Here is a 26,760-nt window from a genome sequence, read left to right as displayed (position 1 = left end):
ATCCTGGTCGAGCCGCCGTGCCCGATCTTGTAAGAAAGCGACAGATCGGATGACCGGTCGGGGCGCGGTGCCGGATCCCGGTGATATGAAAGGCATTCTGCACCCGGGCGAGCAGGCCAGGCATCGATCGCTGGACCGGCTGGCGGTCGGACCCGCACTGGCCGAATTCGCCGACCGATATTGGGTCGTGCGCTGGGATCTGCGCGGCAAGCCTGTTTATCGCGCCGAAGTCCTGTCTTTTCCGTGTGTGAATGTCACCTTCGAACGCAGCAGCACCCGCACGGGTGGATTCGTCAACGGCGTGAGCACCACGAAGTACGTTCGTGAACTGGACGGGGAGGGGGAGACATTCGGGATCCGGTTCCGGCCAGGCGGTTTCGGCGCGTTCACCGGCATGGATGTCGGTGCGCTGCGCGATGATTCAGCCCCGCTGACCGATGTCCTTCCTGCCGCCGCCGGCCTGGCCGAACGGGTGCTGGCGGAGCCGTCCGACCCCGCGCGGACGGTCATCGTGGAGGAGTTCTTCGCCGGTCGTGGCCGATCCGATGACCCGCGGTACGCGCTCGTGGCCGACATCGTCGCGGCCATGGCCGACGATGCGGGCCTGACCAGGGTCGACCAGATCACCGCTCGCTTCGCGGTCCCGATCCGCACCCTGCAACGGCTGTTCCGCCGCTATGTCGGCGCCGGCCCGAAATGGGTACTGTGCCGATTCCGGTTGCAGGACGCCGCCGATCTGCTCGCACGCGGCGGCAAGCCGGATCTGGCGATGCTGGCCGCCGACCTCGGCTATTTCGATCAGGCCCATTTCAGTAGGGAATTCACCGCCGAGATCGGGATGCCGCCGTGGGAATACGCGCGTAAAGCGCGGGCGAGTGCCGTACCGACGTGACCTTCTCCGACAACGGCGCGGCGATCGGCACCGTCGCGGTCCCCACCATCGGCACCACCACGACGACATGGCGGCCCGGTGCCGCGGGTCGGCATGAACTGACCGCGAAAGTCGTCGGCATCAGCACCCGCTGGCTCGTGCCGGCCACGGTGACCGTGGCGTCCTCGACCGGTACCGGAAGCGCAGCGTGCGGCCTGCCCAGTTTTTCCGGCTGATGTGAGCAAAGTCCCAGTCGCGCAGTCGTGTTGATTGTGTTGTGATCGACCACAATTTCGGTGACTCGCGGTCAGATTGTCGCAGGTGAATCTTCGCGACTGTCGCGAAGACCACCGGTACGGCGGGCACCGGCGTCAACACTCCTGATGTGATCTGTTGCGATTTGTCGATAAATCGGCCTGTTTTGGCGTTAGGGTCGACCCAATTGCCGCGCTGACGCTCGATTCCCGGGTCGCTCGACGCTGGCACCGACCAAGTTGGAGGAGAGATGACCGCCTACCGGACCATTGTCGTCGGTACTGATGGCTCGGATTCGTCGTACGTCGCCGTGGAGAAGGCCGCAGCGCTCGCCGGCGACGCGGACGCGACTCTCGTGCTGGCCTGTGCCTACTTCCCGACCGACGATCGCGACGTCGCCGCCGCGGCCGACGTGCTCAAGGACGAGGCCTACCAGGTGCGTGGCTCGGCGCCGACCAACGAGATCCTGCACGTCGCCCGGGAGAAGGCGGTAGCCGCCGGTGCGAAGAACATCGTCGAGCGCGCGATCGTCGGCGAGCCGGTCGATTCGCTGCTCGACCTGATCAAGGAGACCAAGGCCGACCTGCTCGTCGTCGGTAACCGGGGCCTGAACACCCTCACCGGCCGCCTACTCGGCTCGGTCCCGTCGGACGTGGCCCGCAAGTCGCGCTCGGACGTGCTGATCGTGCACACCGTGCGGTAGATCAGTTCCACCGAGACTTCGAGGGCGCCACGATCGTGGCGCCCTCGAGGTATTTCCGGGCCTACGCCAGCGCGGACAGCACCTCGGGCAGGTCTTCGGTGTGCACGACCGCCAGCCGCTGGGTCGCGCGGGTGAGCGCCACGTAGAGATCGTTGAGGCCGCGCGGTGATTCGTCCAGGATCGCCTGTGGTTCCGCCAGGTACACCCGGTCGAACTCGAGGCCCTTCGCGTCGTGCACGGTCAGCACCTGCACCGATTCACCGGCCAGCGCGGACAACTCGGGCACGAGCGCCGCGGGTGCGAGCACCGCGCTGGTGCCGGGGCCGTGTTCGGCTTCGAGTAGCCGGGCCAGTTCGCCTGCCACGTCCTCGGGCCGGACCCGGTGTGCGCGCGGGGGATTACCGGAGTCACGGACCGAGCGCGGCACCTGCACGCCCGGGTCGATCGCGGCCAGGACATCGGCGGCGACGTCCATGATCTCGGCGGGGGTGCGGTAGTTCACGGTGAGCTCGGTGAGCTTCCAGCGTTGCGCCACATACGGTTCCAGCACCCGCTGCCACGACGACGCGCCCGCCGGGTCGCCGGTCTGGGCGACATCGCCGACCACGGTGATCCACCGGTTCGGGATGCGGCGCATCACCATCCGCCACGCCATCTGCGACAGCTCCTGCGCCTCGTCGACGATCACGTGCCCGTAGGTCCAGGTGCGGTCGCCGGCGGCGCGCTCGGCGGTGGTCTGCCGGTTGCCGAATTCCTGGCGCTGGGCCAGCTGGGAGGCGTCGATGAGGTCGTAGGCCATCAGGATCTCGGGGTCGAGCTCGTCCTCGATGTCCTGCGGCGCGGAACCGGTGAGGATGTCGAGGGCGTCCTGCGCCTCGGCCAGCTGGGCGCGCCAGCGGCGCCGGGCGCGCTCGCGTTCCTCGGTGTCGTCCACGCCGAGTAGTTCGGCCAGCTCGTCGAGCAGCGGTGCGTCGGCGGCGCCGAACGTGCCGTCGTCGGTGCGTACCAGCTCGGCCCGGTCCTCGGGGCTCAGCGTCTTGGCGGCGCGGTCGAGCCGGGCGGGGTCGGCGAGCAGGTCGGCCAGCACGTCCTGCGGCGACAGGATCGGCCACAGCGCCGTGATCGCGGCCTGGACCTGCGGGTCGGCGCGCATCTCGTCACCGATCTCGCTGAGGTCGGCCGAGCTGAGCAGGCTCGTCCCGCCGGACAGGTCGGCTCCCATGGTCGCGGCCAGCTGATCGGTGAGCGCGTCGATCACCGAGGACGCGAAGATCGGCCTGGCCAGGTTGTGCGGGCGCCGCGACGACCTGGCCCGGCCGCGGGCCTTGGTCGCGATCTTGCGGTCCAGCATGACCGGGTAGCCGTCGAAGGTCAGCCGCACCGGCTCCGACGGCACTTCCTGGCGATCACGTACCGCCTGCTTGAGCACCTCGAGCATGTCGAGCGAGCCCTTGATCTCGCCGGCGCGCAGCGAATCCTCCCTGACCGCCTTCACCCCGGGATACAGGTCGCCGATGGTGGACAGCAGCACGCCGGTCTCACCGAGCGAGGGCAGCACCTGGCCGATGTAGTCGAGGAAGGTGGCGTTCGGGCCGATGATCAGCACGCCACTCTTGGCCAGCTGCTGACGGTAGGTGTAGAGCAGGTAGGCGGCGCGATGCAGCGCGACCGCGGTCTTGCCGGTGCCCGGTCCGCCCTGCACGACGAGCACGCTCTTGTGCTCGGAGCGGATGATCGCGTCCTGCTCGCTCTGGATCGTCTCGACGATGTCGTTCATGTGCCCGGTGCGGGCGGCGTTGAGCGCCGACAGCAGCGCGCTCTCGCCGCCGACGCCGTCGTCCTCGCCGACAACGCCGTCGCGCTCGGCGGCGCGCAGATCCAGGTACTCGTCGTTGATCGCGGTGACCGCGCGGTTGCGCGAACGGATGTGCCTGCGGCGGACGACGTCCTCGGGGTTGGCGGTGGTAGCCAGGTAGAACGGGCGGGCCAGGGGAGCGCGCCAGTCCAGCAGCAGCGGCTCGTAGTCGTTGTCCTCGTCGAGGATGCCGAGCCTGCCGATGTAGCGGGACTCGGGCTCGCTGCCGTCCAGGTCGATCCGGCCGAAGCAAAGGCCGTGCTCGGCGGCGTCGTATTTGGCCAGGTCCTCGCTGTAGAGCTGGGTGAACGACTCGCGTTCACTGCGCGCCTGTGGGGTGCCGCCGGTCTCCAGCAGCACGGTCTTCAGCCGGTTCTGCGCGTAGTCGCGCATGCCGTCGAGCCGGTCGTAGAGCACCGAGAGGTACTGCTGTTCCGCGGCGCGTTCATCGGCGAGGCGGTCGGGCAAAACAGGACTCCTTTGTCACCGGCGAGAACAGAGTTGTCGAGTCTACTCGGCGAACAGATCGTCACCGACGATCGGCGTGAAGTGCTCGACCACGGGAAACGGATCGTAGAAGTGATGCAACAGCGCGCGCCAGCGCTGATATTCCGGCGATCCGCGGAAACCCTCGGTGTGGTCGGTCAGCTGCGCCCAGCGCACCAGCAGCAGATAGCTGTCCGGACGTTCGACGCACTTCGACAGCGACAGCCCGCCGAAACCGGGCATCGACGCGATGATCGGATACGCCTGCGCGAACGCGGCCTCGAAGGCGTCGGCTAGTCCGGGGCGCACGGGCAGCACGGCGTGTTCGACGATCACGCCGACCAGTCTGTCAGGAGGCGTGGGTGTTGTTCGAGCGTCGATTCTGACCGAGACCGAGGTCACGATGGCCCGAGGGCTTGTCCCGGTACATCGCCAGGTCGGCGTCGTGCAGCACGGCCTCGGGGGTGCGCAGTTCGTGCGGGCCGAGCTCGGTGACGCCGATCGAGGCGCTCACTTCCAGCCGGTGCCCGCGGGCGATGATCGGCTCGGCCATCGTGACGCGCAGCCGCTCGATCAGTCCGGGCAGGTCGGCGCGCTGTGGATGACCGGCCAGCAGCACCAGGAATTCGTCGCCGCCGAGCCTGCCGACCAGGTCCTCGGCGCGCAGCGCGCGCTGCAACCGCTGGGCGACGATCTGCAGCACCGTGTCGCCGATCGCGTGACCGAGGGTGTCGTTGATCGCCTTGAAGCCGTCGAGATCGATGAACAGCACCGTGGTGACCAGGCTGCCGTCCTCGTCGGCCAGCGCCGCCGAGAGCTGCGACAGGATCAGCGAGCGGTTGGCCAGCCCGGTCAGCGCGTCGTGGGTGGCCTGGAATTCGAGCTGGCGCCTGCTTGCCCTGAACTCGGTGATGTCGGCGAAGGAGGACACCCCGGAGGAATCCGGGCTGTCCGGGTTGAGCAGCCTGCAATTGCACGACAACCACACCTGTGTGCCGTCGGTGTGCTCGACGCCGAAGATGTACTGGGTGACGGCCTCGCCGGTCGCGAGGGTGTGCGCCATCGGATGCCGGGCGGCAGGCAGCGGCTGCCCGTTGCGGTCGATCAAGCTCACGGGCAGTTCGTCGACGCGGCGGCCGATCACCGGCGTCGCGTCGTCGAGGCCGAGAATCCGTTTGCCCGCGGGGTTGATCGACTCCAGCCGGCCACGCGGATCGATGACGAGCACGCCCTCCTCCAACTGCGACACCACCGTGGTGAAGTGCGCTTCGGCCCGCCGCGCCGACGCCTCGGCGGCCCGCTGGGCGGTCAGATCGTGCACGACCACCTGGTAGGCGAGTTTGTCCTGCCACGCGGTGAGCACCGACACGGTCTGGACGGGCACCGTGGCGCCGTCGACGCGGACCAGGTCCATCTCGGTGGGCGGCGAGGCCGCGCCCTCGGCGGTCAGCTGGTCGATCCGCGCCAGCATCGCGGGGATCGAATCGGGATCGACGAACCGGACGATCGGCATTCCGAGCAGGACGTCGGCCGAGGACGCGCCGAGCAGTCGCACCATCGCGGGGTTGACGAAGACGACCGTCCCCGCCTCGTGCACACAGATCGCATCGGGCGTGTGTTCGACCAGCGAGCGGTACCGCTGCGCGAGCTGCTCGGCGCTCGCCCCGTCGGTATTGGCTTCTCCCACTGCGATACCCCCGATCTCGACCTGGTCTGGCGACGGCGAACAGGACTATTGTGATGAGCCTCGATGAGATCCGCGAGGAGCGATGTGAAAACGGACGTGCTTCCCGGCGGCATGGTCCACCGTCTCGATTCTATGTCGATCGCAGGCATAGGTGTTGTCTCCGGCTACGGCTGGGGCCGCGAACAGTTGTGGCAGGGGGTAATGGGCGGAAAACCGGCCGCCCGCCTGTACCCCGGTTACGGCCCCGAACGCGATCAGCACGCCTGGGTGGGCAGGGTGCCCGACGGTGGTGATCCTGCTCACGGTTCGGGTCTGTTCGGGCGCGCCGTATACGCGGCGGCCGCCGAGGCGGTGGCCGATGCCGAGGCCCGCGGCTGGTGCGGGGAAGGCCGGACGGTCGGCCTGGTGCACGCGTTCACCCTGGGCGATGTCGCCGACTGGCGCGACTTCTATCTGGTCGATCACGGCCACCGTCGTTCCCGTGACTACCTGCGGTTGCTGCCGTCGACCCCCATCTCGGTGGTCATGCAGGAGTTCGGTTTCCACGGTCCCGCGATGAACGTGTCCGCCGCGTGCAGTTCGGGTACCGCCGGGATGCTCACCGCGAAGATGTGGCGCGACACGGGCCTGGTCGACGACGTGCTGTGCGTCGCCACCGACATCTCGGCGACGCCCGACATGCTCGAGCACTTCGTCCGGTTGGGCGCCGCGGTCGCCGACGCCGACCCGTTCACCGCGTGCAGGCCGTTCCAGGACGACACCCTCGGCTTCACCATCGCGGAGGCCTCGGTGGCCTTCCTGCTCTCCGACGCCGTCGACACGCCTTATGCCCGCATCCTCGGCGGCGCGATGACCAACGATGCCTTCCACGTCGTCTCGGTCGAGCCAACCCATACCCAGCTCATCGCCTGCGCCCAGCGCGCGCTGACCGTGGCCGGGATCGACGCCGCCGACGTGCATTACGTCAACGCCCATGCCACCGGCACCAGGCAATGCGACGCCGCCGAACGTGCCGTACTGACCGCCGTTTTCGGCGATCGCCCCGTGATCACCGCGCTCAAGCCGCTCACCGGGCACTGCCAGGGCGCCTCCGCTGCCGTCGAGGTCGCGGTGATCGCGCTGTCCTACGAGCGCGGCATTGCCGTGTCGGCGCCGGTCATGGCGCCCGCGCACCCGCGGCTGCTCGACGGACCAGCCCCGATGACCGGCGGTCTCACGGTGAAACTGTCGATGGGCATGGGCGGCAACAACGCCGCCGTCGTCGTCGGGCCCGGCTGACCCGCCGGGCTCAGTCGCCCTCGCCCGCGTCCGGCCCACCGGCCAGCGCGTATCCGTCCGTGGTCGGCGAGTCCTGGGGCAGCGGCACCGCCCAGCGCAGCTGGGTTCCCGGCATCTCCGGGTGATTGCCGTCGGCGTCGGGGCGCTGCGCGGGCCCGATGTCGAAGTGCCCGCCCGCCTCCTGGGCGCGCTGCTCGAGATTGCGCAGCCCGCTGCGGATCACGTGATTGGGGATGCCCCAGCCGTTGTCGCTGACGGTGATCGTCAGGTCGTCGGCCACGTCGATGACGATCGCGACCGTGTCGGCCCCGGAATGGCGCACCGCGTTGCTCACCGCCTCGCGGACCACGGCCTCGGCATGGTCGGCCAGCTGCGGATCGAGCACCGACAGCGGGCCCGACACCTGGATCGTGGCCCGCAACGCGATGTCGGCGGTCTGGCGCCGGATCGCCAGCTCGAGTCGCTGCTGCAGGCCCGCGCTGTGGTCGGGGCCGCTGGCGTGCAGGTCGAAGATGGAGGTCCTGATCTCCTGCACCACTTCCTGCAGATCCATGATGACCGTCGAAAGGCGTTGCCGCACTTCGGGAACCACTGCCTTGGGCATGGTCGCCTGCACCGTCAGGCCGATCGCGAACAAACGCTGGATCACGTGGTCGTGCAGATCGCGGGCGATGCGGTCGCGATCGGCGACGATATCGAGTTCGCGCATCCGCCGCTGGGCATCGGCCAGCCGGACCGCGAGCGCGGCCTGATCGCAGAACGCCGCCGTCAGCTCCATCATCTCGTCGGAATACGGGGCGAAGCCGGGCGGCCGGATCGTCACCAGCACACCGAGCGTCGCGTCGGGGGTGCACAGCGGCAACACGAGAGCCGGTCCGGCACCGGGTGATTCGGCGTCGGCGAACTCCACGCCGAGCGTCGCCGTCGACATGTCGTCGAAGCGCAGCGGCGTGCGCCTGCTGAACGCGTCACCCAGGGCGGTGCCCGCGATCGGGACCGTCTGCCAGTCCTGCCCCGCATCCGGGCCGGTCCACTGCGTGATCACCAATTCCGAGATCTCGCCGGGCAATTCGTCCGGCACCGGCACCGAGGCCAGGAACGCCTGATGCGATCCGGTCAGGCCGCGGGCGTGATCGACCACATGCGCGAGCACCCGGTCCGATTCGGTGCCTGCCAGGAATTCCGTCGCGATATCGCGCGTCGCCTCGATCCACGCCTGCCGGGTGCGCGCCTGTTCGTAGAGGCGGGCGTTGTCGACCGCGATCCCCGCCGCGGCCGCCAATGCCAGGACGAGGACCTCGTCCTCCTCCGTGAACGGCTGACCGTCGAATTTCTCGGTCAGATACAGGCTGCCGAAGACCTCGTCCCGAATGCGTACGGGCACACCGAGAAATGTGTGCATCGGCGGATGTCCGGCCGGGAAACCCACCGACGACGCGTGCTCGGTGAGATCGTCCAGCCGCAGCGGGGCTTTCTCCGCGAACACCGCGCCGAGCACGCCGTGGCCCGCGGGTAATCGCTCGATCCGGTTCCTGATCTGGTCGGGCATGCCCTCGTCGATGAACTGCGAGACCTGCCGATCGTGGCCGCGTACCGCGAGCGCGCCGTAGCGGGCGTCGACCAGGTTCATCGCCGTGCGCACGATCGTGCGCAGCGTCTCGTCCAGGTCGAGGCCCGCGGTGACCGTCAGCATGGCCTCGACCAGGCCGTCCATCCGGTCGCGCGAGCCGATCATCACCTCGACCCGGTCGGCCACCTCGCCGAGCAGCGCGCGTAATCGCTGTTGCGACACGGTCCGGCCCACCGAATTGCGGCCATTCCGACCGTCATTCGCCATCGCCGTATCCCGTCGCCGCATCACCCCAACCGTCGAACGCAAAGTCTAGTCCGCAATGTGGGGACTTTCGGCCCTTCACCCACAAGGTGGGGAATGGTGGCATAGGGCACCGGGAAAAGGGATCGAGAAGTGGGGCAAGTGATGAATTCGTTGTCGACGACCCAGCACTGGACGACCGCCGCGGACCCGGAGCTCGCGGTGACCACCCGCGGCGAGGTACCACCGCAAGACGTCACCCGCGCTGTCCGCGCCATCACCCGCGTGATGCGCAGGCACCATCTCGACAGTCCGGCCCGCGTGCGCGTCACCGCGCCGCAGGGCTCCGACGAGCCGACCCTGGTGCAGGCCAATATCCGGACCAACGACACGCTCACCCGCGTGCAGGTCACCGGACCTGGCGGCTTCGCCGTCACCTTCGCCGCCGAGCGCCTCGATCGTCAGCTGGCCCGGCGCGCGGGCAAGGAAGCGCGCGGCGCGTGGCCGGACCCGGCGCGGCGCCCGCTCGCCCAGATCACCGAGACCAGGCCGATCATCCGGCGCAAGGACTGTGCGCTGATGACCGGCACCCCGCTGGAAGCCAGCACGGTGCTCGACGCGATGGACTACGACGCCTACCTGTTCACCGACGCCCAGACCGGCGAGGACGCGATCGTCACCTGGGCCGATCCGCACGGTGTCAGCCTGGCCAGGCAGCGGCACACCGCCGCGGCGGGGGACTCGGCCGAGCTGCCGCTCACCGCCAGCGCGATGCCGGTCAGCGTCGTCCAGGACGCCGCGCCGGTCTACGCCGAGGACGAGGCCTCCGACGTGCTGTGCACCGGCGGCCTGCCGTATCTGTTCTTCACCGACAGCCACACCGGCCGCGGCAACCTGCTCTACCGCCGCTACGACGGCGACCTCACCATCGTCGTCCCCTCCTGAGCTTTACGGCTCGCGCAGCTTGGTCGCCAGGACGGCGGCCTGGGTGCGGCGTTCCACGCCGAGCTTGGCCAGCAGGCGGGAGACGTAGTTCTTCACCGTCTTCTCGGCCAGGAACATCCGCGCGGCGATCTGCCGGTTGGTGAGTCCCTCGCCGAGCAGCTCGAGTAATCGGCGTTCCTGCTCGGTCAGGCCGGCCAGCGCGCCGGAGGGTTCGGTGCTGCGGCGCAGCCGGGCGCGCAACGCGTCGGCCGCGCGGGTGTCGAGCAGGGAGTGACCGGCGCCGACCTGCTTGATCGCGTCGGCCAGCTTCATCCCGTCGATGTTCTTCACCACATAGCCGCTGGCACCGGCCAGGATGGCGTCGAGCATGGCGTGCTCGTCGGAGAACGAGGTGAGGATCAGGCAGTGCAGGTCGTCGAACTCGGCCAGCAGATTGCGGCACAGTTCGATGCCGTTGCCGTCGGGCAGGCGCACATCCAGGACCGCGACGTCGGGACGGGCCTCGCGAATGCGCACCATCGCCTCGGCGACACCACCCGCCTGACCGATCACCGTGAGTTCTGGATCACCTTCGAGCAGATCGATCAGCCCGCGCCGCACGATCTCGTGGTCGTCGACCAGGAACACCTCGAGCACTCCGGCTCCTTCATCATGTCGATCGCCCCACCCCTGCCGACAAACATAATCCGTATGCCGAAATCGTGGGTGCAGACCGGGAACTCGACCACCACGCCCCGACCTCGAGGAGGGGCAGGCCGACGCAGTCGGCCGTCGCGGCCGTCCCGTCGGTCAGGTGCCGTTGCGTAGGCGACGAAGGAGCAAGCAACGGTGCCTGATCGGCGGGACAGGAGGGGCCGCGACCTCGAGCGCGCCAGCGCTCCAACATTCCTGTCGGTGGGGCGGCCTAGCATGGCGAGCGGGGGTTCATGTCCGGTCGGCGGATGACGATGGAGAAGGGATTCACCAGGTGGCGGAACGCCTCACTGTGCGCGGAGCTCGGGAACACAATCTCAAAGGTGTGGATCTCGATCTGCCTCGTGACAGCCTGATCGTGTTCACCGGTCTGTCCGGTTCGGGTAAGTCGAGCCTGGCGTTCGACACGATCTTCGCCGAGGGGCAGCGCCGCTACGTCGAGTCGCTGTCGGCCTACGCGCGCCAGTTCCTCGGGCAGATGGACAAGCCCGATGTCGACTTCATCGAGGGCCTCTCGCCCGCGGTGTCGATCGACCAGAAGTCGACCAACCGCAACCCGCGGTCGACGGTCGGCACCATCACCGAGGTCTACGACTACCTGCGCCTGCTCTACGCCCGCGCGGGCACACCGCACTGCCCGGTCTGCAACGAGCTGATCGCCAAGCAGACACCACAGCAGATCGTCGACCAGGTGCTGGCGATGGAGGAGGGGCTCAAGTTCCAGGTCCTCGCGCCGGTCGTGCGCACCCGCAAGGGCGAGTTCGTCGACCTGTTCGACCAGCTCAAGACCCAGGGCTACTCGCGTGTGCGGGTCGACGGCGTGGTGTACCCGCTCACCGATCCGCCGAAGCTGAAGAAGCAGGAGAAGCACGACGTCGAGGTCGTGGTCGACCGGCTCGCGGTGAAGTCCGCGTCCAAGCAGCGGCTCACCGATTCCATCGAGACGGCGCTGCGGCTGGCCGACGGCATCGTCGTGCTGGACTTCGTCGACCGCGACGAGCACGCCCACGACCGCGAGCGCCGCTTCTCCGAGCGCTTGGCCTGCCCGAACGGCCACCCGCTCGACATCGAGGATCTCGAGCCGCGCTCGTTCTCCTTCAACTCGCCCTACGGCGCCTGCCCCGACTGCACCGGCCTCGGCATCCGCAAGGAGGTCGACCCGGAACTGGTGGTGCCCGATCCCGAGCTGAGCCTGGCCGACGGCGCGATCGCACCGTGGTCGCGCGGGCAGACCGCCGAGTACTTCAACCGGCTGCTGTCCGGTCTGGCCGAGTCGATCGGCTTCTCCATGGACACCCCGTGGCAGGACCTGCCCGCGAAGGCGCGCAAGGCGGTACTCGAGGGCAGCTCCGACCAGGTGCACGTGTCCTACGTCAACCGCTACGGCCGCAAGCGCTCCTACTACGCCGATTTCGAAGGCGTGATGCCGTTCCTGCACCGGCGCATGGACAACACCGAGTCCGAGCAGATGAAGGAGCACTACGACGGCTACATGCGGGATGTGCCGTGCCCGGTCTGCCACGGCGCCCGGCTGCGCCCGGAGATCCTGGCCGTCACCCTGGCCGCCGACGGCACCGACAAGTCGATCGCCGATGTCAGCGATCTGTCCATCGGCGACTGCGCCCACTTCCTGAACTCGCTGACACTGGGGGAGCGCGAGGCCGCGATCGCCGGTCAGGTACTCAAGGAGATCCAGGCGCGCCTTGGCTTCCTGCTCGATGTCGGCCTGGAGTACCTGACGCTCTCGCGGGCGGCGGCGACGCTGTCCGGCGGCGAGGCGCAGCGCATCCGGCTCGCCACCCAGATCGGGTCCGGTCTGGTCGGTGTCCTCTATGTGCTCGACGAGCCGTCGATCGGCCTGCACCAGCGCGACAACCGCAGGCTCATCGAGACACTGCTGCGCCTGAAGAAGCTGGGCAACACCCTGATCGTCGTCGAGCACGACGAGGACACCATCCGCGCCTCGGACTGGGTGGTCGACATCGGCCCGCTGGCCGGCGAGCACGGTGGCCGGGTCGTGCACAGCGGCCCCTACACCGAGCTGCTCACCGAACCCGAATCACTCACCGGCGCTTACCTTTCCGGCCGGGAGCAGATCGAGGTGCCGATGGTGCGCCGTCCGGTCGACAAGAAACGCAAGCTCACCGTCGTCGGCGCCACCGAACACAATCTGGCCGGGATCGACGTGTCCTTCCCGCTCGGTGTGCTCACCTCGGTCACCGGCGTCTCCGGCTCGGGTAAGTCGACCCTGGTCAACGACATCCTGGCGACGGTGCTGGCGAACAAGCTCAACGGCGCCCGCCAGGTGCCGGGCAGGCACACCAGGATCAACGGCCTCGATCACCTGGACAAGCTGGTCCAGGTCGACCAGTCGCCGATCGGGCGCACCCCGCGCTCGAACCCGGCCACCTACACCGGTGTCTTCGACAAGATCCGCACCCTGTTCGCCTCGACCACCGAGGCCAAGGTCCGCGGCTACCAGCCGGGCCGGTTCTCGTTCAACGTCAAGGGCGGTCGCTGCGAGGCGTGCTCGGGCGACGGCACGCTCAAGATCGAGATGAACTTCCTGCCGGATGTCTACGTGCCGTGCGAGGTGTGCCACGGCGCCCGCTACAACCGCGAAACCCTCGAGGTGCACTACAAGGGCAAGACCATCGCCGAGGTGCTGGACATGCCGATCGACGAGGCCGCCGTGTTCTTCGAACCGGTCACCTCGATCCACCGCTATCTCAAGACCCTCGTCGAGGTCGGCCTCGGCTACGTGCGCCTCGGCCAGAGCGCGCCGACCCTGTCCGGTGGTGAGGCCCAGCGCGTCAAGCTGGCCGCCGAGCTGCAGAAACGGTCCACCGGGCGGACCGTCTACATCCTCGACGAGCCGACCACGGGCCTGCACTTCGAGGACATCCGCAAGCTGCTCAAGGTGATCAACGGGCTGGTCGACAAGGGCAACACGGTGATCGTCATCGAGCACAACCTCGATGTCATCAAGACCTCGGACTGGGTCGTCGACATGGGCCCCGAGGGCGGTTCCGGCGGCGGCACCGTGGTCGCGACGGGCACGCCGGAGGACGTGGCCCAGGTGTCGGCCAGCTACACGGGCCAGTTCCTCAAAGAGGTGCTCGCCGCTCCGGCCCCGGTCCGGCCCGCGGCGAAGAAGGCAGCCAAGAAAGCGGCACCCGCCGCGAAGAAGGCACCTGCCGAGACGGCCGCGGCCAAGCGGCTGGCGCGAAAGGCGGCCGCGCTGCGCTGAGGCCGGATAGCCTCCCTGACGGGACTTCCCGAAAACGCGACAAAGTGAAACACGGGTGGGTAGCATTCGCCTCACCGTTGCCGGAGTACCGGACAGTAGCGGTTAGTCGAACCGGCATCCCGTGGTGTCTCGCGCCCGTGGGCGGCGCGATCGCGGATGTCGTGCAGTTTGAAAGGAACGTCCCCATGGATGAAGCCACCACGGCGCTCATCGGCCAGATTCTGTCTTTCCTCAGTGGCGGGTCCTCGGTGGCCTACGAGCCCACCAAGCCGACTGTCTGACCCGGCGGAATCGAAAGGAGCACCCGAGTAATGGATACCGGAAGCGCAGCGCTGTTCGCCGCCATCGCCAACATGATCTCCTCCGGCTCGGCCGTGTCGGTCACGCCGGGCACCCCGCCGACCCCCGCGGTCTGAGGATGTAGCGGCCGGCTCGGCCCGTAGACGCGAAGATCCGCCGACGTGCGCGTCGGCGGATCTTTTCGTTTCTCCGGTTGCGGGGTCCGCTCAGTGCACCGGGCCGGTGTACTTCTCGCCGGGGCCCATGCCGGGGGCGTCGGGCACCGAGGAGGCCTCGCGGAACGCGCGCTGCAGCGCCTGCAAGCCGTCGCGGATCGGGCCCGCGTGCGGGCCGAGGTACTCCACCGACGCGGTGACCAGGCCGGCCAGCGCGGTGATCACCCGGCGCGCCTCGTCGAGGTCGACGTGCGCCCCGGAGTTCGGGTCCTCCGAGGCCAGCCCCAGCTTCTCCGCGGCCGAACTCATCAGCATCACGGCGGCGCGGCTGATCACCTCGACGGCGGGGATGTCGGCCAGGTCGCGCACGGGGGGATCGAGCTCGTCAGTCATGGCGACAAGGCTATATCGAGGCCGTTCGGGCCCCTCCGTGCCAGGCCGATTCGGCGATAGCCGAATGCGATGCTAGACTTTCCGCTGACGACCGCCCCTGGTTGTGTCATGCAAGCCGGGGGCAGATAAGTGGAGCCCGACTCCCACCGTTACCGGCGAGCAATCGTACTGGACTAACGGTCCCGGTCACCCGCCCCTGTGGCGGGTTTCCTGTGTGCCTGGCACGCAGGGGTCGACACCGAGCTCGTGAGGGCATCGGCTGTGGGCGATCGGTCGACATCGGGCCCCGTCGCGGAGAAATACCGCAACGGGGCTTTCGTGTTGAAACAGGGGTTGCAGTTATTGCGCGCGGTCGTTATGACGACACCGCTTGACCTAGGAGGCCCCATCAGCACTGAGACCCGCATCAACGATCGCATCCGTGTTCCCGAGGTCCGTCTCATCGGACCCGGCGGCGAACAGGTTGGGATCGTGCGTGTTGAAGATGCACTTCGCGTCGCGCTCGAAGCCGACCTCGACCTCGTCGAGGTGGCACCCGATGCCCGTCCGCCGGTCTGCAAGATCATGGACTACGGCAAGTTCAAGTACGAGACGGCGCAGAAGGCGCGCGAGTCCCGGAAGAACCAGGTCCAGACCGTGATCAAGGAGCAGAAGCTCCGCCCGAAGATCGACGACCACGACTACGAGACCAAGAAGCGCAATGTGGTGCGCTTCCTCGAAGCCGGGTCCAAGGTCAAGGTCACGATCATGTTCCGTGGTCGTGAGCAGTCGCGGCCCGAGCTCGGTTTCCGGTTGCTCCAGCGCCTGGCCTCCGACGTCGCCGAACTCGGTTTCGTCGAGACCTCGGCCAAGCAGGACGGCCGCAACATGACCATGGTCCTCGCACCCCACAAGGGCGCGAAGACGCGGGTGAAGGCACAGCAGGAATCGGCGCCGGCGGCACGTCCGCTGCCGACCGGTCCCGCGAGCGCCGACCCGGCTGCGCTGGTCGAAACCCCGGCACCCGCCGAGCAGGCTGCGCCGGCCGACCCGCAGTAACACCGATTTCACCGACACAGATAGAGGAATCCATGCCGAAGAACAAGACCCACAGCGGCGCCAAGAAGCGATTCAAGGTGACCGGCAGTGGCAAGCTGCTTCGCGAGCAGGCGAACCGTCGCCACCTCCTGGAGCACAAGGCCACCCGCCGGACTCGTCGTCTGGAAGGCACGGAGTCCGTCGCTGCCGTCGACGCCCCCCGCGTGAAGCGGCTGCTCGGTCTCGCCTGAGACCGTCGCAACCTGACGATTCCGCGGCCGGGTAACCGGACGCCGACAACTACCGAATTCGGGCGCCGCCGCGCCCCCCAGATGATCAAGGACTGAAAAGTGGCACGCGTCAAAAGGGCCGTCAACGCTCAGAAGAAGCGCCGTTCCATCCTCGAGGCCTCCAAGGGCTACCGGGGCCAGCGCTCGCGCCTGTATCGCAAGGCCAAGGAACAGCAGCTCCACTCGCTGACCTACGCCTACCGCGACCGCAAGGCGCGCAAGGGTGACTTCCGCAAGCTGTGGATCGCTCGTATCAACGCCGCCGCGCGTCTGAACGACATCACCTACAACCGCTTCATCCAGGGCCTCAAGGCCGCCGGTGTCGAGGTTGACCGCAAGATCCTCGCCGAGCTCGCCGTCTCCGACGCCGAGGCCTTCGCCGGCCTCGTCGCTGTCGCCAAGGCCGCGCTGCCCGCCGACGTCAACGCCCCGGCCACCGCTGCCTGAGCTTGACGACACACAGCGATCTGTCGGAACGACCCGTGGACGCGCTCTCCGAGCGCAATCCGCGGGTCGTTTCCGCTGTCAAGCTCCAGCGCGCCGCGCAGCGCCGCAAGTCCGGCCAGTTCCTCGCCGAGGGCGCCAACGCCGTGACCGCCGCGCTGGAGACCGGTCGCGTCCGTGAGCTGTTCTATTCGCTCGCCGCGGCCGAACGCGAGACCGCGCTGATCGCCGGTGCCGCCGCCGACGGTGTGCGCACCACGCTGGTCAGCGACCGCGCCGCCGAGCATCTGGGCGAGACCGTCACCGCGCCGGGTCTGGTCGCGGTGTGCGAGCTGCTCGATGTGCCGCTCGGTCAGGTCCTCGACCGCGGTCCGCGCATGCTCGCCGTCCCCGTCGAGATCGCCGAGCCCGGTAACGCGGGCACCCTGATCCGGGTCGCCGACGCGGTCGGCGCCGACGGCGTGATTCTCGCGGGGGAGACCGTCGACCCGCACAACGGCAAATGTGTCCGGGCAAGCGCCGGCAGCGTCTTCCATGTGCCGATCGCGCGCAGCCGCGATATCACCGCCACCCTCGACGCGATCTCCGCGGCGGGTGTCACGATCCTGGCCACCGCGGCGAACGGCGAAGTCGATCTCGACGACGCCGACGAGATCCTCGCGGGCCCGGTCGCCTGGCTCTTCGGCAACGAGGCGCACGGTCTCGATGCCGCCGTCGCCGCCCGCGCCGACCATCGCATCCGCATTCCCATCCACGGTCGCGCCGAAAGCCTGAATCTGGCTGCGGCAGCGGCGATCTGCCTCTACGCCAGCGCCCGCGTCCAGCACGCGAAGTAGCGCGGTCAGCACCCCGGCGCGGCGGAGCTCCGCAGATCGCCGAGGATTTCGGTGGCCCAGGGCAGCGGGATCGCCTCGCTCCCGGCGACCTGCATGGCCGTCATGATCGTCAGCAGCATGCCGGTGGCCACGAAACGGCGTGATTCGAGGGTGTCGGCGCCGGTGAGTTCGCCGATCAGTCGATAGATCCGGCCGAATCGCTCGCGCATGGGATCGCCGATCGCGGGATCGGCGCTGGCGGCGGCGCCGTGCAGGAGCATGAGCGGGAGTTCGCGTTCGGCCAGGAAGACGTCGAAGCCGTGGCCCAGGATGCGCAGCGCTTCGGCGGTATCGGCGTCCGGGGGGATCTCGGCCCCGCGGAACACCGCCTCGATCCGCCCGCACACCTCGTGCAGGGCGGCGAGGAACAGGTGCTGTTTGGTGCCGAACAATCGGATCACATACGGCTGCGAAACACCGGCCAACCGGGCGATCTCATCGGTTTTCGTTGCGGCGTAGCCTGATTCGGCGAAGGCGCGCACCGCGGCCTCGAGCACCTGCGCGCTGCGCTCGGATGCGGTCATCCGGGTTCTCGTGCCGCCCATTGGTGTGTTCCTCCTCGAGGTTCCGTCGCCTCTTGACATGTTATCAGTCGATGCATAACCATGGTCGATATTAGTTATCAGTGAATAACAACAAGGGTTGGACATGACGCAGACACTCGAACCCGGCGATGCCGTTCTCGCCGACACGCAGCCGCCCGGCGGCACGAAGACCGCACCGCTCGGCGCGGTGATCGCCGCCGTCGGCGTCCCGATGTTCATGGTGACGCTGGACAACCTCGTCGTGACGAACGCGCTACCGGTGATCAAAACCGAACTGGGAGCGTCTCTTTCGGATCTGCAGTGGTTCATCAACGCCTACACGCTGTCGTTCGCCTCGCTGCTGCTGACCGCCTCGGCCCTGGGTGACCGGATCGGCCGCCGCCGGGTGTTCCTCGCCGGCATCGCCGTCTTCGTCGCCGCGTCGGCGGCCTGCGCGCTCGCGACCGAACCGTGGATGCTGATCCTGGCCCGCGCGATCCAGGGTGCAGGCGGCGCCGCGGTGATGCCGCTGTCGCTGACCCTGCTCGCCGCGGCGGTCCCCGCGCGGATGCGCAGCGCCGCGATCGGCATCTGGGGTGGCCTGGCCGGCTTGGGTGTCGCGGTCGGTCCGGTGGTCGGCGGCGCGGTCGTCGACGGGCTGAACTGGCAGTGGATCTTCTGGCTCAATGTCCCGATCGGCCTGCTGGCGCTGCCGTTCGCCGCGCGCGTTCTCGCCGAATCACGCGGCACCGCACGGCGATTGGATCTGCTCGGGCTGGTGCTTTCGGCCGGTGGCGTGCTCGCGCTGGTGTGGGGTGTCATCCACGGTGCCGACGACGGCTGGACCGCACCGCGCGTGCTCACCGCGCTGATCGGTGGCGGGGCGCTGCTCGTGGCGTTCGTCGCCTGGGAACGCTCCGTCACCGACCCGATGCTCCCGCTGCGCATGTTCGCCTCGCGCGGGCTGAGCCTGAGCTACATCGTCTCCTTCGGTTTCTCCGCCGGTGTCTTCGGCGCGATCTTCCTGCTCGCCCAGTTCTTCCAGGTCGTGCAGGGCTATTCGCCGCTGGAATCCGGCATCCGCACCATGCCGTGGACCATGGTCCCGATGGTCGTCGCGCCGCTGGCCGGGCTGGTCGTCGACCGCGTCGGTCCGCGCGTCCTCATCGCCACCGGACAGGTCTTCCTCGCGGTCTCGCTGGCCTGGATGGCGCTGATCACCTCCACCGACGTCGCCTATGTCTCCTTCGTCGCCCCCTTCGTCCTCGGTGGCATCGGCATGGGCCTGACCTTCGCCCCGTCCTCCACCATCGTCATGGCCAGCGCCTCTCCGGCCGACCAGGGCATGGCCTCGGGTATCAACAGCACCGTCCGCGAAGTGGGCGTGGCCATGGGCATCGCCGTGCTCGCCTCGGTCTTCGCCTCGCACGGCTCCTACACCGACCCCCAGGCCTACGTCGACGGCCTCGTCCCCGCGGTCTGGGTGGGTGCGGCACTGGTCGCCGTCGCGGCGGTGGTGGCGGCCTTCCTGCCGCGCCACACCCGGCAGTCCGTCTGATCCGGATGGTCCGCGTGCCCACCTCGGCGCGCGGGCCATCGCTCTCCTACGAGCCCACCGCGGCGATCACCTCGGGCAGGGCGACGATCTGCTGCGGATCCTCGTACAGAATGACCCCCGGCGTATCGGAATCCAGCCGCTCCCAGGCGATCCCGTGGGTATCGAGGATGTCGAGATATCCACTGACTCGGTCGATCATCGGCAGCGCCGTCGACTTGAACCACGCCACCGCGCCCGGATGCCGGTCGCGGTCGTACACCCGCCGATCCACCTCGTACGGATTCACCAGATGATCGCCGAACCAGTCGTTGCCGCTACGCCGGAACCGCTCCTGCTCCACGGTCAGCCGACCCTCCGACGACAGACCGTTGACCAGGGCGAACACGCCGGGAAACCGCCCGTGCCGGTTGGGCTGGGCGGCCTGGAACCGCACATACAGCCGCCGCACCGAGGGCTCCGACCGGCGATCCGTCAGTCGTCTCATACAAGGCCCTCCGATCGGCCGGGTCCAGGCTCGGGAGCAGTCTCCGGCCGTTCGCACAACCCGGCCACGCGCGGAAACGGGCGGCGCCCGATGGTCCGGATGCCGAGTCCACACAGTGCCAAACCGCTCCCCGGAGCCGTCCGCCGGTTGCGCCCGCCGTGCGGCGGTATCGAATCCCAAGTCTGTTCAGCCATCGAATCATCCTGTTCCCGAGTCGAACACGCAGGTGTGTTTGAACAGTTGGACGTGGCGCGACCCCATTCGGTTCCCTCGAATTTCCCACGGCCGGTCAGCGCGATGTGGAGTATCGACGTGCCGTCCTCGTGCGCGGTGCCGCGCTACCGTCGAGCACAGCAGTGCGCACGAATGGAGCGACCGCGTGACACTTCCCGCGATGCATCCCCGGCCCGGCAACCTTCGTGAGGTCGCCGAGGAGCGGAGAAAGCGCACCAGATCACGGGCAAGAACGGCTGGTACGGCGCGGCCCTGCTGGTCATCGACCCTCGGTTCGGCCGGTGGGCGCTGTATCGCGATCCCGGCTCGGGTGTTCACCCGGACCCGGTCGAGGGCGTGTTCGGCGACCCGGTCATGCTTCCTGCGCCGCTGTCCACGGCCGTGGATACCGGGTGCCTCCCGCAGTGCGGGTAGGACCGGCGACGAGGGTCCGACGCACGCGAACATCGTCGGGGTCGCCACGGCTGTCGAATCGCCGCTGTCCTGACTCAAGCGGAGTCATCCTCCTGCGGGTCCGAGTCGGGGTTGGGTGGTTGGGCCTGTTGGTTCGGTGCCTGCCCCTCAGTGCACAATCCGGCTGCCCAGGGAAACGGGCGGGGTCGCGAGGTGCGGATCCCTAGCCCGCACAGGGCCAGGCCACTGCCCGGGGTGGTGAGCCGAGATCGCCGGCCCTGTGGTGTCGAATCGCACGTCTGTTCAGGCATCGAGTGGTCCTGTTCTCGAGTCGAACACGCTGGTGTGTTTGAACGGTTGGACGGAAGACGGGCCGATTCGGTTCCCTCGGGTTCCGGTTGGCCGCCGATCGTGATGCGAACCCTGCGAAGACCGGCCTGACCTGGACTTGTCGGTCCGCACCGCGACCTTCCGTGGCGCCTTAGCACGGTCGCGAAACGCCCGCCGGTAATCCGGATGAATCGCGCGAACCCGATCCCATAGGATTTATGCAGCACCGATACGGGTAGGCAATGACGCACCCGTGAACCGATCCCCAGGGGAGAGTCGAACGATCGTGGCCGACGACAACAGTGGAGTCGAGCAGAACGCCTTGCTGACCGAGGAGGCACTCGCGGCAGCGGCAGCGGAGGCCGAGAAGGCGTTCGCCGCTGCGGCTGATCTGGATGCGCTGGCGGTCGCCAAGACCGACTACATCGGCGGCAAGTCGCCGATCGCGCTCGCCCAGCGCGGGCTGGGCGCGCTGCCCAAGGAGGAGAAGGCCGACGCGGGCAAGCGGGTCAACGTCGCCCGCAAGCGCGTGTCCGACGCGTTCGAGGCGCGCCGCGCCGCGCTGCTGGAAGAGCGCGATCAGGCCGTGCTGGTGGCGGAGAAGATCGACGTCACCCTCCCCGCCCGCCGTCAGCCCGCCGGCGCCCGCCACCCCATCACCGTCATCTCCGAGCAGATCGCCGACGTGTTCGTCGGCATGGGCTGGGAGGTCGCCGAGGGTCCCGAGGTCGAGACCGAGCACTTCAACTTCGACGCGCTGAACTTCCTGCCCGATCACCCGGCGCGCACCATGCAGGACACCTTCCACATCGCCCCGGAGGGTTCGCGCCAGGTGCTGCGCACGCACACCTCCCCGGTGCAGGTGCGGTCCATGCTGGAACGCGAGCTGCCGATCTACGTCGTGTGCCCGGGCCGCACCTTCCGCACCGACGAACTCGACGCCACCCACACCCCGGTGTTCTCCCAGGTGGAGGGTCTGGCGATCGACAAGGGCCTGACCATGGCACACCTGCGCGGCACCCTGGACGCGTTCGCGCGCGCCCTGTTCGGCCCCGACACCCGAACCCGTATGCGCCCCAACTACTTCCCCTTCACCGAGCCCTCGGCCGAGGTCGACGTGTGGTTCCCGGACAAGAAGGGCGGCGCGGGCTGGGTCGAGTGGGGCGGCTGCGGCATGGTCAACCCGAAGGTGCTGATCGCCAGCGGCATCGATCCCGAGGTGTACTCCGGGTTCGCGTTCGGCATGGGCATGGAGCGCACGCTGCAGTTCCGCAACGGCATCCCCGACATGCGCGACATCGTCGAGGGTGACGTGCGGTTCACCCTGCCCTTCGGTATCCGGTCCTGAGAGAGAGCGAAAAGTCACGTGCGAGTAGCGCAGTCCTGGCTGACCGAGATCCTGCAGCGCACCACCCCGGAATGGTCGGTGTCCTCGGCCGAGCTCGATGCCGGTTTCGTCCGCGTCGGCCTGGAGGTCGAGGAGGTCGACGAGCTCGAGCCGATCGGTGGTGACATCGACAAGCCGCTGGTCGTCGGCCGCGTCGCCGAGATCACCGAGCTCACCGAGTTCAAGAAGCCGATCCGCTTCTGCAAGGTCGATGTCGGCAACCCCGAGCTGCAGGAAATCGTCTGCGGCGCCCGCAATTTCGCGGTCGGCGACCTCGTCGTCGTCGTGCTGCCCGGTGGCGAGCTGCCCGGTGGGTTCAAGATCTCCTCGCGCAAGACCTACGGGCACACCTCCAACGGCATGATCTGCTCGGTCGCCGAACTCGGCATCGGCAAGGATCACGACGGCATCCTCGTGCTCGAGCCCGGCTCGGCGCAGCCCGGTGACGACGCGAATGTGCTGCTCGGCACCGACGACACGATCATCGAACTCAACATCACCCCCGACCGCGGCTACTGCTTCTCGGTCCGCGGCCTGGCTCGTGAACTGGCCTGCGGCTTCGATCTCGAGTACGCCGACCCGGCCGTGCGGACGCTGGCCGACGGCGACGCGGAGGCGTGGCCGGTGCGGCTCGAGGCCGATTCGGAGTGCACCCGTTTCGGCGTGCGCCGGGTCACCGGGATGAACCCGGACGCGGTGAGCCCGCTGTGGCTGCAGCGCAGGCTGATGCTGTCGGGGATGCGCCCGATCTCGCCCGCCGTCGACGTCACCAACTACGTGATGCTCGAACTGGGTCAGCCGCTGCATGCCTTCGACGCCGCGAAACTGCACGGCGGCTTGGTCGTTCGCTCGGCCAACACGGGCGAGACCCTGCGCACCCTCGACGATGTCGAGCGCACCCTCGACGCCGAGGACGTGGTGATCGCCGACGACTCCGGCGTCATCTCGCTGGCCGGTGTGATGGGCGGCGGCAGCACCGAGGTCGGCGCCGGGACCACCGACGTGGTGCTCGAGGCCGCGACCTGGAACCCGCTGCGGGTGTACCGGACCGCGCGCAGGCACAAGCTGGTCTCGGAGGCGGGCAAGCGCTACGAGCGCGTCGTCGACCCGGAGATCAATATCGCCGCGCTCGACCGGGCGGCCACCCTGCTGGCCGAGATCACCGGCGGCACCATCGAATCCACGCTCACCGACATCCGTGTTCCGCTGGAGCCGGTCGCGCCGATCGCGATGGATATCGACCTGCCCGACCGCGTCGCCGGCGTCACCTACCCGGCGGGCACCGCCGTGCGCAGGCTCGCCCAGATCGGCGCCGGGGTCGAGATCGAGGTCAACGACGCGGGCAAGACCCAGCTGCTGGTGACCCCGCCGAGCTGGCGCCCCGACCTGTCCCAGCCCGCCGACCTGGTCGAAGAGGTGCTGCGGCTGGAGGGTCTCGAGCAGATCCCGTCGGTCCTGCCGTCCGCGCCCGCCGGTCGCGGCCTGACCGCCACCCAGAAGCGGCGCCGCGCCGTGAGCCGGGCGCTGGCCTTCGCCGGTGGCGTCGAGGTGCCGGCGCCGGTGTTCCTGCCCGCCGGGGTGTTCGATGTCTGGGGTCTCGACGTCGACGACGCGCGCCGCAACACCACCCGCGTGCTGAACCCGCTCGACACCGAGCGTCCCGAGCTGGCGACCACGCTGCTGCCCGGTCTGCTGGAGGTGGCCACCCGCAATATCTCGCGCGGCGCCCGCGACCTCACGATCTACGGCATCGCCCAGGTCGTGCAGCCCGGTGCCGAGACCCACGCGGTCGCGGCGCTGCCGGTGGATCGTCGTCCCACCGACGAGCAGATCGCCGAGCTGGACGCGTCGCTGCCCGCGCAGCCGGTGCACGTGGCCGCGGTGCTCAGCGGCAAGCGGGACCCGCGTGGTCCGTGGGGCGCGGGTCGCCCGGCCGAGGCCGCCGACACGTTCGCGCTGGTCGACGCCGTCGCCGACGCGGCGGGCGTCGCCATCGAACGCCGGTCCGCCGCCTACCTGCCGTGGCATCCCGGCCGCTGCGCCGAACTGGTCGTCGACGGTGTCGTGGTCGGTCACGCGGGCGAGCTGCACCCGGCCGTGCTGGAGCGTGCCGGTCTGCCGCCGCGCACCTGTGCGCTGGAACTGGACCTGGACGCGCTGCCGCTGACCGAGGCCCGTCCCGCGCCCACGGTGTCGGCGTTCCCCGCCGTCCTGCAGGATGTGTCGATCAGTGTCGAGAAGGCTGTTCCCGCCGCGAGTGTCGAATCGGCGCTGCGTACCGGTGGTGGCGACCTGCTCGAGGACATCGCCCTGTTCGACGTCTACGAGGGCGCGCAGGCCGGTGAGGGCCGCAAGTCCCTCACCTACGCCCTGCGTTTCCGTGCCACCGATCGCACCCTCACCGAGGACGAGGCCAGTGCCGCGCGCGATGCCGCCGTCGCCTCGGCAGCGACCGCGGTAGGCGCCGAACTGCGCGGCTGATCCGCATCCCGAAGGCCGCCCGGCATCCCACCGGGCGGCCTTCGCCGTTCCGCCTCAGGTCAGGAAACCAGGTTCTTCCGCAGTTTCATCAGGGTCCAGCCGTCGAGTCCGAGTCCGTCGGTGAGGTACTCGCCGAAGTCCCCGTACTTCTCCTCGATCTGCTCGAGCGCCACGTCGAGGTACGCGACCCGTACTTCCTGCAGGGGAATCAGCAGGTCCGGGTTCTGCATGATGCCCGCCTGCTTCAGCTGGGCTCGCAGTGCGGCATCCGCCGCCGCCCGATACTGATTCGACAGCAGGTAGTCCTGCCGAGCCACCGGCTCCGGCACACCGACGGCCCGCAGGGTCACATAGGACAGCCATCCCGTCCGATCCTTGCCGGCCGTGCAGTGATACAGCGTGGCGTTCGCGGTATTCGCCAGATCCCGGACCGACTGGCCGAACTTCCCCAGCGCATCGGGGGTGAAGAAGTTGAGATACACGTCCTGCATGATCTGCTCGGCTTTGCCGTCTCCCAGCATTGCCTGTTGCTGCACCGGATCTTTCGACGAAATCGCCTGGAACATCTTCGTGAACATGCCGCCGTCGTCGATCGGACGTGCCACCACCGGAACTCCCGCGGGCACCTTGTCCGCCCCCATCGCCTGCACCTCGGCCTGCGTCCTGAGGTCGATCACAGTCTGGAGCTTCAACGCCGCCAATTTCTGCAGATCGGCATCGGTCAGCTTGGCGAGCGCGTCGGCCCGAACAAGCTTGCCCGACCTGACCTTGGCTCCGTCGTAGGTGATGTACCCACCCAGGTCCCGAACATTGGCAGCACCCTGCAGTTCGATCTTGGTGGGTCCCCCGGCAGGGGCTGCACCGGCGGTACCAGCCAACCCCGCGGCCACCAACCCGACAGCCAGCAGCGGCACGGATACCAACGACAACAATGATTTCCGCTTCCGCGAAACAGATGAATTACTCATCCGCGAGACGATATTTCCGCCCTACGGCCGAGCCTCCGATTCTCGAATGCGGCACCGCCCAGCAGGACTCGCTACTCGGTCACCGGGATCGGTCGTTTCAGTGAGCCACGCGGCGGGACGGGAGTGGGACGCGGTCCAGGTCATGGGCGAGCACGGCGCCGGGGAAGCCCGCCTGCTCCAGGAACAGTGGGTCGTCGGCTTCGGCATAGCGTTCGGAGAAGTGAGTCAGGACCAGGGTTCGCACCCCGCAGGCCCGCGCCACCTCGCCCGCCTGCCGCGCCGTCAGGTGGCCCCGCTCGGCGGCCTGATCGGTCTCGGAGTCGAGAAAGGTGGACTCGATGATGAGCATGTCCACGCCCTCGGCCAGGGCGAAGACGTTGTCGCACAGGCGGGTATCCATGACGAAGGCGACCTTCTGACCGGGCCTTGGCACCGTGCACTCCTCCAGGAGCGCGCCGGACAGTTCGCGGACGGCCGAACCCGAGATGCCGTGCGCGCGTAGCCGTTCGGGCAAAAATGTCCGCCCGTCCGGCTCGGCGATCCGGTAGCCGTAGGTGGGGATGCTGTGGTCCAAGGGCAACGCGGTGAGCGTGAAGCCGTCACCCGGCAACGTCGCACCCGGGCCGCTGACGGGGTGCTCGACAAGCGTGGGCGAACCGTAGTAGCTGGTCGCGAACTTCAGGCGCTCCCAATACTCGGCGCCGTCGGCGGGGAACACGGCGTGGACAGCATGCGGTACTCCGTCGCGACCGAGCCGCTGCACGATGCCGGGGACGCCGAGGGCGTGATCCCCGTGGAAATGGGTGATGCAGACCCACTGCAGTTCGGTCGCGGAAGCGCCCGCGTGCGCCATCTGCCGCTGGGTACCCTCGCCCGGGTCGAACAGGATGCCCTGGCCGTCCCAGCGCAACAGATAGCCGTTGTGATTGCGGCGGCGGGTTGGCACAGCCCCGGCTGTGCCCAGCACGATGAGTTCCCGGGTCGACATGAGCCCATCCTCGCGGGTCGTGGCGGTGGTGTCAGGTCGATTTCCGGCTCGCGGTTCGACCGGCATCCGGACCAGGTGGTCGGCTCGGCCGAGGAGGGGCGAC

Annotated in this window: 23 protein-coding genes; 13 read left to right on the top strand and 10 right to left on the bottom strand. The window is 68.6% G+C overall.

Annotated elements, in window-relative coordinates; translation table 11 throughout:
* Positions 1–85 precede the first annotated feature (85 nt).
* The 3 genes from ACWF82_RS13330 (at position 86) to ACWF82_RS13320 (ending at position 1,829) form a co-directional block, all read left to right on the top strand.
* On the top strand, positions 86–892 hold the full coding sequence (locus ACWF82_RS13330; protein WP_452500935.1) for a DUF6597 domain-containing transcriptional factor: 807 nt from the start codon (positions 86–88) through the stop codon (positions 890–892).
* A complete protein-coding gene (locus ACWF82_RS13325) occupies positions 889–1,107 on the top strand; it encodes a hypothetical protein (RefSeq protein ID WP_452500933.1) in 219 nt (72 codons plus the stop codon). Before ACWF82_RS13330 ends, ACWF82_RS13325 begins: the two co-directional genes overlap by 4 nt.
* A gap of 269 nt (positions 1,108–1,376) precedes the next feature.
* Entirely contained in the window at positions 1,377–1,829 is a 453-nt protein-coding gene (locus ACWF82_RS13320) for a universal stress protein (protein WP_379038837.1), read from the top strand.
* Positions 1,830–1,890: 61 nt separating this feature from the next.
* Here ACWF82_RS13320 and ACWF82_RS13315 read toward each other — a convergent pair whose 3' ends face one another.
* Genes ACWF82_RS13315 through ACWF82_RS13305 form a run of 3 tightly spaced genes read right to left on the bottom strand, consistent with a single transcriptional unit; the run spans position 1,891 to position 5,857 of the window.
* Complete coding sequence (locus ACWF82_RS13315) at positions 1,891–4,152, bottom strand: HelD family protein (RefSeq protein WP_452500931.1); 2,262 nt, start codon at positions 4,150–4,152, stop codon at positions 1,891–1,893.
* 42 nt (positions 4,153–4,194) lie between these two features.
* Positions 4,195–4,506, bottom strand: coding sequence for an antibiotic biosynthesis monooxygenase family protein (locus tag ACWF82_RS13310; RefSeq protein ID WP_452500929.1), 312 nt, complete (start codon positions 4,504–4,506; stop codon positions 4,195–4,197).
* Positions 4,507–4,519: 13 nt separating this feature from the next.
* Positions 4,520–5,857, bottom strand: a complete 1,338-nt coding sequence (locus ACWF82_RS13305) for a diguanylate cyclase domain-containing protein (protein WP_452500928.1) — start codon at positions 5,855–5,857, stop codon at positions 4,520–4,522.
* A gap of 132 nt (positions 5,858–5,989) precedes the next feature.
* On the opposite strand from ACWF82_RS13305, the gene ACWF82_RS13300 reads away from it, so the two are divergent.
* Complete coding sequence (locus tag ACWF82_RS13300; RefSeq protein ID WP_452500926.1) at positions 5,990–7,135, top strand: beta-ketoacyl synthase N-terminal-like domain-containing protein; 1,146 nt, start codon at positions 5,990–5,992, stop codon at positions 7,133–7,135.
* Positions 7,136–7,145: 10 nt separating this feature from the next.
* On the opposite strand, the gene ACWF82_RS13295 is transcribed toward ACWF82_RS13300, so the two are convergent.
* Positions 7,146–8,972: a GAF domain-containing protein gene (locus ACWF82_RS13295; RefSeq protein ID WP_452500924.1), complete on the bottom strand. Its 1,827-nt coding sequence runs from the start codon at positions 8,970–8,972 to the stop codon at positions 7,146–7,148.
* A 141-nt stretch (positions 8,973–9,113) separates the two neighbouring features.
* Here ACWF82_RS13295 and ACWF82_RS13290 point away from each other — a divergent pair, with 141 nt between their 5' ends.
* On the top strand, positions 9,114–9,893 hold the full coding sequence (locus tag ACWF82_RS13290; protein ID WP_452500922.1) for a sigma 54 modulation/S30EA ribosomal C-terminal domain-containing protein: 780 nt from the start codon (positions 9,114–9,116) through the stop codon (positions 9,891–9,893).
* A 3-nt stretch (positions 9,894–9,896) separates the two neighbouring features.
* Here ACWF82_RS13290 and ACWF82_RS13285 read toward each other — a convergent pair whose 3' ends face one another.
* Positions 9,897–10,529 (bottom strand): response regulator transcription factor, encoded by a 633-nt coding sequence (locus ACWF82_RS13285; RefSeq protein WP_189034038.1) that lies wholly within the window; start codon positions 10,527–10,529, stop codon positions 9,897–9,899.
* Positions 10,530–10,860: 331 nt separating this feature from the next.
* Here ACWF82_RS13285 and uvrA point away from each other — a divergent pair, with 331 nt between their 5' ends.
* Positions 10,861–13,836, top strand: coding sequence for an excinuclease ABC subunit UvrA (uvrA, locus tag ACWF82_RS13280; RefSeq protein ID WP_452500920.1), 2,976 nt, complete (start codon positions 10,861–10,863; stop codon positions 13,834–13,836).
* A gap of 506 nt (positions 13,837–14,342) precedes the next feature.
* On the opposite strand, the gene ACWF82_RS13275 is transcribed toward uvrA, so the two are convergent.
* Positions 14,343–14,684 carry a DUF1844 domain-containing protein gene (locus ACWF82_RS13275; protein WP_452500918.1) on the bottom strand — a complete coding sequence of 114 codons (342 nt, stop codon included), beginning with the start codon at positions 14,682–14,684 and terminating at the stop codon, positions 14,343–14,345.
* Between the two features lie 357 nt (positions 14,685–15,041).
* Here ACWF82_RS13275 and infC point away from each other — a divergent pair, with 357 nt between their 5' ends.
* The 4 genes from infC (at position 15,042) to ACWF82_RS13255 (ending at position 17,271) form a co-directional block, all read left to right on the top strand.
* Positions 15,042–15,722 (top strand): translation initiation factor IF-3, encoded by a 681-nt coding sequence (infC, locus tag ACWF82_RS13270; RefSeq protein WP_189034132.1) that lies wholly within the window; start codon positions 15,042–15,044, stop codon positions 15,720–15,722.
* A 32-nt stretch (positions 15,723–15,754) separates the two neighbouring features.
* A complete protein-coding gene (gene rpmI, locus ACWF82_RS13265) occupies positions 15,755–15,952 on the top strand; it encodes a 50S ribosomal protein L35 (protein ID WP_218716546.1) in 198 nt (65 codons plus the stop codon).
* 99 nt (positions 15,953–16,051) lie between these two features.
* Positions 16,052–16,438 (top strand): 50S ribosomal protein L20, encoded by a 387-nt coding sequence (gene rplT, locus ACWF82_RS13260; RefSeq protein WP_019046423.1) that lies wholly within the window; start codon positions 16,052–16,054, stop codon positions 16,436–16,438.
* Positions 16,439–16,473: 35 nt separating this feature from the next.
* Complete coding sequence (locus ACWF82_RS13255) at positions 16,474–17,271, top strand: TrmH family RNA methyltransferase (RefSeq protein ID WP_452500915.1); 798 nt, start codon at positions 16,474–16,476, stop codon at positions 17,269–17,271.
* Between the two features lie 5 nt (positions 17,272–17,276).
* On the opposite strand, the gene ACWF82_RS13250 is transcribed toward ACWF82_RS13255, so the two are convergent.
* Positions 17,277–17,834: a TetR/AcrR family transcriptional regulator gene (locus tag ACWF82_RS13250; protein WP_452500913.1), complete on the bottom strand. Its 558-nt coding sequence runs from the start codon at positions 17,832–17,834 to the stop codon at positions 17,277–17,279.
* A 124-nt stretch (positions 17,835–17,958) separates the two neighbouring features.
* Here ACWF82_RS13250 and ACWF82_RS13245 point away from each other — a divergent pair, with 124 nt between their 5' ends.
* A complete protein-coding gene (locus ACWF82_RS13245) occupies positions 17,959–19,392 on the top strand; it encodes an MFS transporter (RefSeq protein ID WP_452500911.1) in 1,434 nt (477 codons plus the stop codon).
* A 46-nt stretch (positions 19,393–19,438) separates the two neighbouring features.
* Here ACWF82_RS13245 and ACWF82_RS13240 read toward each other — a convergent pair whose 3' ends face one another.
* Positions 19,439–19,876, bottom strand: a complete 438-nt coding sequence (locus ACWF82_RS13240; protein ID WP_452500909.1) for a hypothetical protein — start codon at positions 19,874–19,876, stop codon at positions 19,439–19,441.
* Between the two features lie 1,243 nt (positions 19,877–21,119).
* On the opposite strand from ACWF82_RS13240, the gene pheS reads away from it, so the two are divergent.
* Both pheS and pheT read left to right on the top strand, forming a co-directional pair.
* Positions 21,120–22,181, top strand: coding sequence for a phenylalanine--tRNA ligase subunit alpha (pheS, locus tag ACWF82_RS13235; protein ID WP_452500907.1), 1,062 nt, complete (start codon positions 21,120–21,122; stop codon positions 22,179–22,181).
* Between the two features lie 18 nt (positions 22,182–22,199).
* Positions 22,200–24,701, top strand: a complete 2,502-nt coding sequence (pheT, locus tag ACWF82_RS13230) for a phenylalanine--tRNA ligase subunit beta (protein WP_452500905.1) — start codon at positions 22,200–22,202, stop codon at positions 24,699–24,701.
* A 59-nt stretch (positions 24,702–24,760) separates the two neighbouring features.
* Here pheT and ACWF82_RS13225 read toward each other — a convergent pair whose 3' ends face one another.
* Together ACWF82_RS13225 and ACWF82_RS13220 are read right to left on the bottom strand one after the other, a co-directional pair.
* Positions 24,761–25,630 carry a tyrosine-protein phosphatase gene (locus ACWF82_RS13225; protein WP_452500903.1) on the bottom strand — a complete coding sequence of 290 codons (870 nt, stop codon included), beginning with the start codon at positions 25,628–25,630 and terminating at the stop codon, positions 24,761–24,763.
* Positions 25,631–25,766: 136 nt separating this feature from the next.
* Positions 25,767–26,657 (bottom strand): ribonuclease Z, encoded by an 891-nt coding sequence (locus tag ACWF82_RS13220; RefSeq protein WP_452500901.1) that lies wholly within the window; start codon positions 26,655–26,657, stop codon positions 25,767–25,769.
* Positions 26,658–26,760 lie beyond the last annotated feature (103 nt).

Source organism: Nocardia sp. NPDC055053 (genome assembly GCF_053608285.1).
Note: the sequence above shows the minus strand (reverse complement) of the source record. Positions and strands in the feature narration are given on the sequence as shown.